The 12,007-nt window shown below is 73.3% G+C and carries 10 protein-coding genes; 4 read left to right on the top strand and 6 right to left on the bottom strand.

Annotated elements, in window-relative coordinates; genetic code table 11:
- The first annotated feature begins 176 nt into the window (after window positions 1-176).
- Window positions 177-695 (top strand): NUDIX domain-containing protein, encoded by a 519-nt coding sequence (locus ACZ42X_RS31535; protein WP_468297311.1) that lies wholly within the window; start codon window positions 177-179, stop codon window positions 693-695.
- Window positions 696-719: 24 nt separating this feature from the next.
- On the opposite strand, the gene ACZ42X_RS31530 is transcribed toward ACZ42X_RS31535, so the two are convergent.
- Both ACZ42X_RS31530 and ACZ42X_RS31525 read right to left on the bottom strand, forming a co-directional pair.
- On the bottom strand, window positions 720-929 hold the full coding sequence (locus ACZ42X_RS31530) for a hypothetical protein (RefSeq protein WP_468297308.1): 210 nt from the start codon (window positions 927-929) through the stop codon (window positions 720-722).
- A 169-nt stretch (window positions 930-1,098) separates the two neighbouring features.
- The gene (locus ACZ42X_RS31525) at window positions 1,099-3,501 is read right to left on the bottom strand and encodes a glycoside hydrolase family 31 protein (RefSeq protein ID WP_468297305.1); all 2,403 of its coding nucleotides are present in this window, start codon (window positions 3,499-3,501) and stop codon (window positions 1,099-1,101) included.
- 223 nt (window positions 3,502-3,724) lie between these two features.
- On the opposite strand from ACZ42X_RS31525, the gene ACZ42X_RS31520 reads away from it, so the two are divergent.
- A complete protein-coding gene (locus ACZ42X_RS31520) occupies window positions 3,725-5,719 on the top strand; it encodes an acetoacetate--CoA ligase (protein WP_468297302.1) in 1,995 nt (664 codons plus the stop codon).
- A gap of 1 nt (window position 5,720) precedes the next feature.
- Here ACZ42X_RS31520 and ACZ42X_RS31515 read toward each other — a convergent pair whose 3' ends face one another.
- A complete protein-coding gene (locus ACZ42X_RS31515) occupies window positions 5,721-7,043 on the bottom strand; it encodes an aminotransferase class I/II-fold pyridoxal phosphate-dependent enzyme (RefSeq protein WP_468297300.1) in 1,323 nt (440 codons plus the stop codon).
- Between the two features lie 47 nt (window positions 7,044-7,090).
- Here ACZ42X_RS31515 and ACZ42X_RS31510 point away from each other — a divergent pair, with 47 nt between their 5' ends.
- Window positions 7,091-8,389 carry an MFS transporter gene (locus tag ACZ42X_RS31510; protein WP_468297297.1) on the top strand — a complete coding sequence of 433 codons (1,299 nt, stop codon included), beginning with the start codon at window positions 7,091-7,093 and terminating at the stop codon, window positions 8,387-8,389.
- 13 nt (window positions 8,390-8,402) lie between these two features.
- Complete coding sequence (locus ACZ42X_RS31505) at window positions 8,403-9,299, top strand: hypothetical protein (RefSeq protein ID WP_468297294.1); 897 nt, start codon at window positions 8,403-8,405, stop codon at window positions 9,297-9,299.
- A gap of 60 nt (window positions 9,300-9,359) precedes the next feature.
- Here the strand turns inward: ACZ42X_RS31505 and ptsP are convergent, their stop codons facing one another.
- The 3 genes from ptsP to ACZ42X_RS31490 form a co-directional block, all read right to left on the bottom strand.
- The gene (gene ptsP, locus ACZ42X_RS31500; protein ID WP_468297291.1) at window positions 9,360-11,030 is read right to left on the bottom strand and encodes a phosphoenolpyruvate--protein phosphotransferase; all 1,671 of its coding nucleotides are present in this window, start codon (window positions 11,028-11,030) and stop codon (window positions 9,360-9,362) included.
- 85 nt (window positions 11,031-11,115) lie between these two features.
- A complete protein-coding gene (locus ACZ42X_RS31495; RefSeq protein WP_361429687.1) occupies window positions 11,116-11,565 on the bottom strand; it encodes a PTS sugar transporter subunit IIA in 450 nt (149 codons plus the stop codon).
- 262 nt (window positions 11,566-11,827) lie between these two features.
- A partial coding sequence (locus ACZ42X_RS31490) for a hypothetical protein (RefSeq protein ID WP_468297288.1) occupies window positions 11,828-12,007 on the bottom strand: 180 nt, incomplete at its 5' end.

Here is a 12,007-nt window from a genome sequence, read left to right as displayed (position 1 = left end):
CCCCTCGGCCTGAGAGCCCCTCGTTCTGAGAGCCACCTCGCCCTGAGCCCGCCTCGGCCTGAGACGCCCTGGCCCCGAGCCCGCCTTGCCGCAAGCCCCGGCCCCAGGCCCAAGCCCCCGGCCCAGCCCCCCAGCCTCGAGGCCCCGGGCCCAAGCCCCCCGCTACAGTCCGCCCTGTGAAGGACTCCCACTGCGGCGCCTGCGGCGCGCCCTACCCGTCCGCGGCCGACTGGCCCCGCACGTGCGCCTCCTGCGGCGACACCGCCTACCGGAACCCCCTGCCGGTCGCGGTCGCCCTGCTCCCCGTCACCGGCACACGCGGGACCGGCCTCGTCGTCATCACCCGCACCATCGACCCCCACCGCGGGGGCGTCGCCCTGCCCGGCGGCTTCATCGACCACGCGGAGGACTGGCGGCACGCGGTGGTACGGGAGTTGCGGGAGGAGACCGGCATCCCCGCGGCCGCCGCCGACGTCCGCCTCGCCGACGCCATGAGCTCACCCGCCGGCCACCTGCTGCTCTTCGGCCTCCTCCCGGAGCTCCCCGCCGCCGGACTGCCGCCCTCCGCCGCCACCGCCGAGACGTCGGGCCACCACGTCCTGTACGCGCCGGCGGAGCTCGCGTTCCCGCTGCACACCGCGGCCGTACGGAACTGGTTCGCCGGCCGCTACGGGACGGGGACACCCTCCGGGTGATCCCGCGCGGGGACCTGCTGAGACCTACCGGCGATCCAGCGACCGCAGCGCCGCCTCGTCCGCGCTGCGGTCGGCCGTCAGCGCCGGGTCGCTGCCCGTGTTGCCGTACTCCTGCACGGAGTAGTTGCCGTTCTGGGTGTCCACCCCGCGGTCGCCGACCGCCGAGGCGGCCGAGGCGGAAGCGCCGAGCACGGCCGCGGCGACACCGGCGGCCGCCAGCACCTGCTTGATCATGGTCCATCCCTTCGTCGAGCGGCCCGGCACCGAGCGGCCGGGCCCACCCTGCGTAACGCCGCACCCGGCGCGCGTGTGCGTGTCGTTCACCCGTTTGCCGTCACACACGGGACCCCGCCAACCCCGTAGCTCCGCCAACCTCGTCGGCCACCCGCCCGGGCCAGGGCCGTCACCCCGCCACCGCGCCCAGCCCCCGCACCCTCACCCGTCGTCCCTCCACCGGCCGCGCGCCGTCGTCCGTCACCCGCTCCACCCGGACCCCGCCGTCCACCAGCCGGCTCGTGTACCGCTCCACCTCCGCCCGCTCCCAGCCGTCACCCGGGTCGCGCACCACCAGCCCACCGCCCGTGCGCCCCGCCGCCGGCGCCCACACCTCCAGCTCCTCCGCGCCGTCCTCACCCCGTACGGGGATCACCGCCCCGCCCCGCGCGAGCACCGGGATACGCGACAGCGGCGCGTCCAGCAGCACCTGCCCCGGCCCGTCGTACGCCCGGCCGGTCGCGGTGTCGTACCAGCGCCCGCGCGGAAGCCGTACGGCCCGCCGGTCCATGCCGCGCGCCATCACCGGCGCCACGAGCAGCGCGTCGCCCAGCAGGAAGGCGTCCTCGCAGTCGCGCAGGGCACGGTCCTCCGGTGCACCCCACCACAGCGGCCGCGCGTACGGCGCCCCCGTGAGCCGCGCCAGATGGGCCAGCGTCACGAAGTACGGCCGCAGCCGTTCGCGTTCGGCCAGCGCCACGCGCGCGTACCGCAGCACCCGCGGCCCGAACTCCCACGGCTCGCGCACCCCCGCGTCGATCGCCGAGTGCGTACGGAACAGCGGCAGCCACGCGCCCAGCTGGAGCCAGCGCAGGAAAAGCTCCGGCGAAGGGATCCCATCGAACCCGCCCACATCGGGCCCCGAATACGGCACCCCGCACAGGCCCAGCCCCAGCACCAGGGAGAGCGACGCACGCAGCCCCGGCCATCCGGTCGACACATCGCCCGACCACGTCCCGCCGTACCGCTGCATGCCCGCCCAGCCGGACCGCGAGAAGAGGAACGGCCGCTCGCCGGGCCGCAGCCGCCGCAGCCCTTCGTAGCCCGCCCTGGCCATCGTCAGGCCGTACACGTTGTGCGCCTCGCGGTGGTCGCCGCCCCGCCCCTCCAGGGCGTGCCGCGCCGAACGGGGCAGCGTCCTGTCGCCGAACGCCGCGAACGACACCGGTTCGTTCATGTCGTGCCATACCCCGGAGAAGCCCTGGGCGAGCCGCTCCTCGTACAGGCCGCCCCACCACGTCCGTACGGCGGGATCGGTGAAGTCCGGGAACACGCACTCACCCGGCCACACCAGCCCCCGCACCTCGCCGCCCCGCCCGTCCCGTACGTACGCCCCCGAGGCCCCGACCGCCCGCCCGCTCTCGTACACCGCGTTGCCGCGCTCCGCCCTGACCCCCGGGTCGACGATCGACACCAGCCGTACCCCCGCCTCGCGTGCCTCCCGGGCGAGCCCGGGCAGGTCGGGGAACCGCTCCCGGTCCACCGTGAACACCTGGTGCTCCCGGTAGTGGTCGATGTCCAGGTGCAGCGCCGACAGCGGCAGATCGTGCTCCCGGTAGCCGGCCACCACGCGCCGCACCTCGCGCTCTGTGCCGAAGCCCCACCGCGCGTGCTGCGGTCCCAGCGCCCAGGACGGCGGCAGCGCGGGCGCGCCGGTCAGGGTGGTCCAGCCGTGCAGCACGCGCGCGGGGGTCCCCACCACGACCCAGCAGCGCAGCGGGCCACCGCTCATCCGCACCTCGCTCGCCCCCGGCCGGTCGTGCCCCGATCCGGCGCCCTCCTCGCCCTCCCGCAGGGTCACCAGCCCGTCCCAGGAGTTGTCGTGGAAGGCCAGATGGGTCCCCGCGTCGGACACCACCAGCTGCACCGGCATGGTGATGTAGAGCGGGTCGTCACCGGGACCGAAGCCGCCGCCCGGATCGGTGTTCCACAGCCGGTACGTGCCGTTCCGCAGCCGCGGCCCCGACGCCCGCCCGCCGAGCCCGAAGAACCGCGCGTCGGCCGGCACCTCCGAGCGCTGCACCCACCGCACGGGACCCGCCGCCACAGTGCCCGCCGGGCCCCTCCCGCCCGCCGGCTCCCACCAGCGGGGCGGCAGCTCGCGGCGCAGCATGACGCCCCCCGGCGTGCGGATCTCCACGGCGCCGTCGCGCGACACCGCCACCGTCACCCGCTCCGCCACCACCCGCCAGCCGCCGCCCGTGTCCGGCTCCAGTACGGCCCGCTGGTCCGGCTCCGGAGGGTCGCCGGCCAGCGCGTACGACGGGAGGGGCTCGGCCCCGTCCCAGCCCCAGAAGACCGTGCCGCCGGCCGTCACCCACACCCGCAGCACGGACCGGGCGAACGTGACCACGCCGCCGCCCGGCAGCGGCTCCGCCCCCTGAGCGGGCCCCGGTGTCCGCGCCCGTTCGGCTCCGCGCGGCGGCAGCCCCCAGGCGTCCGTCCGGCGCTGCCGCCACGCCGAGCGCACCGCCCGCAGGCCCCGTACCGTCGAGAAGACCTTCACCGAACGCACCAGATCACGACCGTCCATGCGGCTCACCCTGCCACCCGTCCACGCGCGGGGGAGGGCCGTTCAACTGCCGTTCACCCGTGGTGGGACCACATATTCAGCCTCGCGACCATGGGCGGGGAACCCTGGTGCGAACAACGATCACATGGCATCGTCCCTGTCAGCCGCGTCACGCGCACACCCCGCACGTGCGCGCGACCCACGCAGACCCGCGTACAGGGACGTACAGCCAGGGAGCAGCCCCATGACCTCAGAGCACGCGCAGCCCGAGCCGCTCTGGCAGCCCGATCAGGACCGTATCGCCACCGCCGCGGTCACCCGCTTCCAGGCCTGGGCCGCCGAACGGCACGGAGCCCCGGCCGACGGCGGCTACCCCGCGCTGCACCGCTGGTCCATCGAGCACCTCGACACCTTCTGGCAAGCGGTGGCGGAGTGGTTCGACATCCGCTTCTCGACGCCGTACGAGCGGGTCCTGGGCGAGCGCTCGATGCCCGGTGCCCAGTGGTTCCCCGGCGCCACCCTCAACTACGCCGAGCACGCCCTGCGCGCCGCCGCCGACCGCCCCGACGCGGCGGCCCTGCTCCACGTCGACGAGACCCAGGAGGCGACGCCCGTCAGCTGGGCGGAGCTGCGCCGGCAGGTGGGTGCCCTCGCCGCCGAGCTGCGCGCCCTCGGCGTACGCCCCGGCGACCGCGTCAGCGGCTACCTGCCCAACATCCCGCAGGCCGTCACCGCCCTCCTCGCCACGGCCGCCGTCGGCGCCGTGTGGACCTCCTGCGCCCCCGACTTCGGCGCCCGCAGCGTGCTGGACCGCTTCCAGCAGGTGGAACCGGTCGTCCTGTTCACCGTCGACGGCTACCGCTACGGCGGCAAGGAGCACGACCGCCGCGACACCGTCGCCGAGCTGCGCCGCGAACTGCCCACCCTGCGCGCCGTCGTCCACATCCCGCTCCTCGGCACGGACGCCCCCGAGGGCGCCCTCGACTGGTCCGCCCTGACGGACGGCGACGCGGAACCCGTCTTCGAGCAGGTGCCCTTCGACCACCCCCTGTGGGTCCTGTACTCCTCCGGCACCACCGGTCTGCCCAAGGCGATCGTCCAGTCCCAGGGCGGCATCCTCCTCGAGCACATCAAGCAGCTCGGCCTGCACTGCGACCTCGGCCCGGAGGACCGCTTCTTCTGGTACACCTCCACCGGCTGGATGATGTGGAACTTCCTCGTCTCCGGCCTGCTCACCGGCACCACGGTCGTCCTGTACGACGGCAGCCCCGGCTACCCGGACACCGGCGCCCAGTGGCGCATCGCCGAACTGACCGGGACCACCCTCTACGGCACGTCCGCGGCGTACGTCATGGCCTGCCGCAAGGCGGACGTCCACCCGTCCCGCGACCACGACCTGTCCCGCATCACGTGCGTCGCCACCACCGGCTCCCCGCTCCCTCCGGACGGCTTCCGCTGGCTCCACGACGAGGTCCGCGACGACCTGTGGATCGCCTCCGTCAGCGGCGGCACGGACGTGTGCAGCTGCTTCGCCGGCGCCGTCCCCACCCTCCCCGTCCACGTGGGGGAGCTCCAGGCCGCCTGCCTGGGCACCGACCTCCAGGCCTGGGACCCGCAAGGAAAGCCCGTGACCGGCGAGGTGGGTGAGCTGGTCGTCACCCAGCCCATGCCGTCCATGCCCATCCACTTCTGGAACGACCCGGACGGCAGCCGCTACCGCGACAGCTACTTCGAGATGTACCCCGGCGTCTGGCGCCACGGTGACTGGATCACGATCACGGAACGCGGCTCGGTCGTCATCCACGGCCGTTCCGACTCCACCCTCAACCGCCAGGGCGTCCGTATGGGGAGCGCCGATATCTATGAGGCGGTGGAACGCCTCCCCGAGATCCGCGAATCGATCGTCATCGGCCTGGAGGAGCCCGACGGCGGCTACTGGATGCCGCTCTTCGTCCACCTCGCCGAAGGGGCCGCCCTCGACGACGAGCTGATCGACCGCATCAAGCGGACCATCCGTACGGAGCTGTCCCCGCGCCACGTACCCGACGAGATCATCGAGGTCCCCGGCGTCCCGCACACCCTCACCGGCAAGCGCATCGAGGTCCCGGTCAAACGCCTCCTCCAGGGCACCGAGCTCTCCAAGGCCGTCAACCCCGGCTCCGTGGACAACCTCGACCTTCTGCGCTTCTACGAGGGGCTCGCGCGCACCCGCGCCGCCAAGGGCGGGAAGACGGGCTGACTCAACCCCCGTACATGGCCTCGGACTCGCCCAGTACGCCGGCGAAGTCCGAGGCCAGCCGCGCCGCGCCGGACGGCTCCAGCGTCGCCGTCGTGATCCGTACGGCGGTGGGCGCCGCGATCCGGAAGCGGGCCCCCGCGGCGACCCACCAGCCGTACGACCGCAGCCCGTTGACGACCGCCGACTCGTCGCGCACCGGCACCCACACGTTCAGGCCGCTCGCCCCGTGCGCCGCGATCCCGCGCCGCGCCAGCTCACCGAGCAGCGCCTCACGCCGCTCGGTGTAGGTCTCCTCGGCCCGCCCCACCAGCCGTGCGGCCTCCTCGTCGGCCATCAGCCGCGCCACCGTCTCCTGCAGCACGTGGCTGACCCACCCCGAGGTCAGCAGCATCCGCCCATCGTGCCGGGCCAGCGTCGTCGCGTCACACGCGAGCCCCGCCCAGCGCAGGTCGATGCCCAGATGCTTGGAGACCGTGCGCACCTGCGCCCAGCGCGGCAGCCCGGCGGCCGACAGCGTCGTGGCCGACGGTGCCCCGGAGATCTCCGCGTTGTGGTCGTCCTCGATGACCAGCACCTCGGGGAACCCTGCCAGCACCTCCACCAGCGCATCCCGCCGCTCCCGAGTGAAGTACGCGCCCCTGGGGCTCTGCCCGCGCGGACTGCACACCAGTGCCCGTACGCCCGCGCGAAGGGCGGCCCGCAGAGCCTCGGGCACCATCCCCGCGTCGTCCACCGCAACCGGAACCATCCGCAGGCCCAGCGCCGGAACCAGGTCCAGCAGGTGATGGAACCCCGGATCCTCGACCGCCACCGAATCGCCCGGCTTCAACTCCGTGGAGAGCAGCCGCGCCACACAGTCGAGGGCGCCGTGCGCGAAGGTGACGTGCTCCGCCGGAACCCCGTCCCGCGCGAACCACGCGCGCGTGAGCTCCTCCAGCGCCGCCAGCCGCGGTGACGCACGGTGCGACCCGGGCACCGGCGTCACCGGTGACGGGGGCCGGAGCTCCGGCAGGAACGCCGGGTCCGGGTGGCCGCCCGCCAGATCGCGCACCCCCTCCGGCACCCTCGGCGGCCGCCGCGACCCGACCGACGGCGCCTGCGCCACCACAGTCCCGCCCCTGCCCCTGGTCACCACGATCCCGCGCTGCCGCAGCTCCTTGTACGCCGTCGCCACGGTCCCGGGGCTGACGCCCAGATCGTCCGCGAGCCGCCGCACCGGAGGCAGCGCGGCACCCGGCCCCAGGCCTCCGTCGGCCACGGCCCGCTCGATGGACGCGGCAATCCCCTTGGCCGACGTCCCACTGATCGCATATTGTGCTGCCACGTACTCAACTATGTATCAATACATAATACGGAGTCAAGGGGGAAACGGTGAACCAGCACCGTCACCGCACCGCGCCCACCCCGCGCACGCGGAGCCGCATCCACATCCCAGGGGGCCGTGACGGCCGCCGCATGCTCGTCGTCACCCTCATCGACAAAACCGGCACCGGACTCTGGGCCACGGCCGTCGCCCTCTACTTCACCCAGGTCAGCGGCGCCTCCGTCGCCCAAGTCGGCATCCTCATCGGCGTCTCCGGCGCCATAGGCATCGCCGGCGCCCCACTCGCCGGACGCCTCGCCGACCGCTTCCCCGTCACCCGCGTCCTCATCGGCGCCCAACTCCTCCGCGCCGCCGCCCTCCTGGCCCTCCTCACCACCGACAGCTACGCCCTCCTGCTGCTCTACTCCGCCGTCGGCGCCCTCCCCGACCGGGGCTCCAACGTCCTCACCAAGCTCTACGCCGCACGCGTCGCGGGCCCCGAGCGCACCCGCTACCAGGCCGTCAACCGCACCGTGGCCAACATCGGCTGGGCCCTCGGCGGCCTCGCCGCGGCAGCCGCCCTCACCGTCGGCACCACCACCGCCTACCAGGCCCTGCTCGTCGGCAACGCCCTCTCGTACGTCGTGATCGCCGCGCTCACCCTCCGCTGCGCCGAACCCCCGTCACCCTCGCGCGTCGCCGCCGCCTCCGCCACCTCCACGCCCACCCCCGCCCCGCCCTCCAACCCGTGGCGCGACCGCACCTTCCTCCTCTACACCACCACCGAAGCCGCCCTCTACCTCGACGACGCGATCCTCCAGGTCGGCCTGCCCCTGTGGATCATCCACGCCACGGACGCCCCCGTCGGCCTCGCCCCGATGCTGCTGGTCCTCAACTCGGTACTCGTAATCGTCTTCCAGGTGCCGCTCGCCCGCTTCGGCACCACCCCCACCGCCGCCCGACGCCTGCTCACCCCGCTCGCCTGCCTCTTCATCGCGGGCTGCCTCGCCCTGGCGGCCTCCGCGACCGGCGGCACCTGGACCGCCATCGCCACGCTCACCGCGGGCGCGATCGCCCTCACCTTCGTGGAGATGCTCCACGCCGTCGTCTCCTGGGAACTCTCCGTCGCCCTCGCCCCCACCGACGCCCAGGGCGCCTACCTCGGCGTCCACGGCCTCGCCGCATCGACCCAGCGCAGCGCGGGACCGCTCCTCGTCACCGCCGTCATCGCGGCGGGCCCGCTCGCCTGGCCCCTCCTCGGTGCCGGCTATGCCGCCCTCTGCCTCGCCCAGCGCCGCCTGGTCCGCGACCGCGTGCGCGAAGCCGCGTTGTCAGACCCCTCGGTTACGGTGAGTGAGCACCGATGAACCAGGGGGATTCATGGCACACACCCGGAGCACCACCGCGATGCGGCGCGCCCTGCGCCGCGAAGTCCCGAGCACCGTCGGCCTCCTGGCGGACGAAGAGGACTTCACGGCCATGCGCCGCTACCGCACCTTCACCTTCGACGACCACGCGACCTACCTCCACCAGGTCGAAGCCCTCCTGAGGAGCCTCGCCACCCAGGGCGGCCACACCACGGTCACCCTCTTCGACCCCGAGGACTACGCCGTGTACTGCGCGCAAGCAGGCCTCGACCCCGACAGCCCCGCCAGCCGCAGCCGCTTCACCGCCGAAGTCGCCACCACCGGCGCCGGCCTCGCCTACACCGGACAACCCATCGACCGGCTCGTCCCCGCCCTCATCAACAAAGCCGTACGCCACGCCACCTGGGAGTACGCCACCATGCTCCTCGCCGACGTCGGAGAGTGCGCCCGCTGCGGCCAGGACATCGGCCGCGACGCCTTCGACCGGGCCTCCCACCTCCTGCACCGCCTCCTCCAAGAGGCCGGACCCGGCACCCACCACGTCGTCTGCAGCATCCCCGCGCGCGACGAGCAGCTCCTGGCCGTGCTCCACGCCGAGCGCCCGGACACCGGCCCCACCCTGCTCGACTCCTCCGAAGGCGCCGAGTTCACCTCCGTCCTCGCGGTCGGCATCGCCCTCCAAAGCGCCGGTGGACTGGTCCTGCGCACCACCACACCGGCCGCCCCCGACCGCGTCCACGGCTGGCGCCTCGACCGCGGCCGCCTCATCCCGCTCAGCGCCGCCGAGGTCTTCAACGCCTACTGCACCGACGCCGACACCGGCGAGCCGCTCTCCCCGGAGCCCAACGTCGACTACCTCGCCGGATTCGACATCGCCGGAGGTGACGACCTGCCGCCGCCGCACCACTGAGCGCGCAAGCGAAAGGGGCTTCCCCGCCACCGCGGGAAAGCCCCTCCACCCACCTTGCGCCTACTCGCCGGACAGGACCGCCTGCGCGGCCAGCCGCGCCTCCTCGGCGGTGTCTGCCGCCCGCGCCGCCGCGGCCGCCCGCTCGCACTGCGCCAGCGTGTGCTTCGCCAGCGTCGCGCGTACGTACGGAATCGAAGCGGCGCCCATCGACAGGGAGGTGACCCCGAGACCCGTCAGCACACAGGCCAGCAGCGGATCGGACGCGGCCTCGCCGCACACACCACAGCTCTTGCCCTCGGCCCGGGCGGCCTCCGCCGACAGCGCGACCAAGTCCAGCAGCGCCGGCTGCCACGGGTCCTGCAGCCGCGACACCGCACCCACCTGCCGGTCGGCGGCGAACGTGTACTGCGCCAGGTCGTTCGTGCCCAGCGACAGGAACTCGACCTCCTGCAGGATCGAGCGCGCCCGCAGCGCGGCGGACGGAATCTCCACCATCGCACCGAACTTCGCCCGCAGCCCCGCCTCACGGCACGCGTCCGCGAACGCCTTCGCGTCCGTACGGTCCGCCACCATCGGCGCCATGACCTCCAGGTACACCGGAAGCCCCTCGGCCGCCTTCGACAGCGCGGACAGCTGCGTCCGCAGCACCTCCGGGTGATCCAGCAGCGCCCGCAGACCCCGCACGCCGAGCGCCGGGTTCGGCTCGTCCGCCGGCGTCAGGAAGTCCAGCGGCTTGTCCGCGCCCGCGTCCAGCACCCGCACGACGACCCGGCCCTCGGGAAACGCCTCGAGCACCTTCCGGTACGCCTCGACCTGCTTGTCCTCCGACGGTGCCTGCTTGCTGTCGTCCAGGAACAGGAACTCGGTACGGAACAGACCGACACCCTCGGCACCGGCCTCCACGGCCGCCGCCACATCGGCCGGTCCGCCCACGTTCGCCAGCAACGGCACCTTGTGCCCGTCGGACGTGGCCCCCGGACCGGTCGCCGCCGACAGCGCCGCCTTGCGCTCGGCGGCCGCCCGCTCCAGCTCGGCACGCCGCTCGGCGGTCGGCTCGACGAAGATCTCACCCGTGCTGCCGTCCACCGCGATCACGGTGCCCTCCGCCAGCTCCCCGGCACCCGGCAGCGCCACCACGGCGGGCACACCGAGCGCCCGCGCCAGAATCGCGCTGTGGCTGGTCGGCCCGCCCTCCTCGGTGACGAAGCCCAGGACCAGCGACGGGTCCAGCAGCGCCGTGTCCGCCGGAGCCAGATCCCGCGCGATCAGCACGTACGGCTCGTCACTGTCCGGAACACCCGGCATCGGCACACCCAGCAGCCGCGCCACGATCCGGTTCCGCACGTCATCGAGGTCCGCGACCCGCCCCGCCAGGTACTCCCCGGCCCCGGCGAGCAGCGCCCGGTACGCGGCGAACGCGTCGTACACCGCACGCTCGGCCGTGCTGCCCACGGCGACACGACGGTCGACGTCGGCCATCAGCTCCGGGTCCTGGGCCATCATGGCCTGCGCCTCGAGCACGTGCTGGGCCTCACCGCCGGCCAGATTGCCGCGCGCGATCAGATCCGCCGCGACCGCTTCCACGGCCTGGCGAGCACGCCCCTGCTCGCGCTCCGCCTCATCGGCCGGAATCTGCTTGGCCGGCGGCTCCAGGACTGCCGTGCCCATGTGCCGAACCTCGCCGATCGCCACACCGTGGCTGACGCCGACGCCTCGCAGCGTTGTCTCCATTACACCTGTCTCCGATTGAGTGGCGGCCCGCCGCCACCACGTTTGAATGTCCGACCCGTCGCCGTCCCGGGGGACAGCGGCACGCTCACTGCCAGGTGAAGAGAGACTCTCCGGCTTCCACGTCGCCCTTCTCACGGAGCTCACCGAGGGAGTCGGCGGTGGCTTCCAGGGCCACGATCGGACAGATCGCGGACTTGCCGGCCTCCTCGACGGCCGCAGGGTTCCACCGCACGACGGCCTGCCCGCGCGACACGGTGTCGCCCTTGCTCACAAGGAGCTCGAAGCCCTCGCCGTTCAGCTGCACGGTGTCGATGCCCAGGTGCGTCAGCACCCCGTGCCCCTCCGAGTCCACGACGACGAACGCGTGCGGGTGGAGGGAGACGACCACGCCGTCGACGGGGGAGAGCGCCTCGGAAGGCTCACGCACGGGATCGATGGCGGTACCGGGCCCGACCATCGCCCCGGAGAACACGGGGTCCGGCACAGCGGCGAGTCCGATGGCCCGGCCGGCGAGCGGCGACGTCACGATGGTCATGGGGAGCCTCCCAGGGGGCGGAGATTCTGTGTCGCCGTCACTGCCTGTCCCGGACGGCGTACTGTCAGAAGCGTATGTCATGAGATGTCCCGGTTCCGCCCGAGAAGCCCATGTTCATGGCCCTCGGGAGCACCGGAGCGATTTGCCTCAACTACCGGCTGCAGGTAGGGTCGTACACCTGCCTGACCCCGACACGACAGTGAGTCGCAGGTCATCGGCAGCACCTATCAAGCCGAGATCCTAACTGGTCTACACCAGTGGTCTACACCTCTGCACCGATCGCCTCCGAGCAGTGGTCAGAGGGGCGGAGAAAGCCTGATAGTGTTTGAACCCGCCGGAAAGGGAAGCGCGAAAGCGAAGAACGGCCCGGCAGCCCGCTCCAGCGGGTGGCGGAAACGGAAAACGGATCTGCTAAGCTGGAAACACGAAAGACCGAAGGGAA

Source organism: Streptomyces sp. NPDC030862, assembly GCF_055571835.1.
The sequence above is the reverse complement of the archived record's forward strand: the minus strand, read 5'-3'. Positions and strand labels throughout refer to the sequence as shown.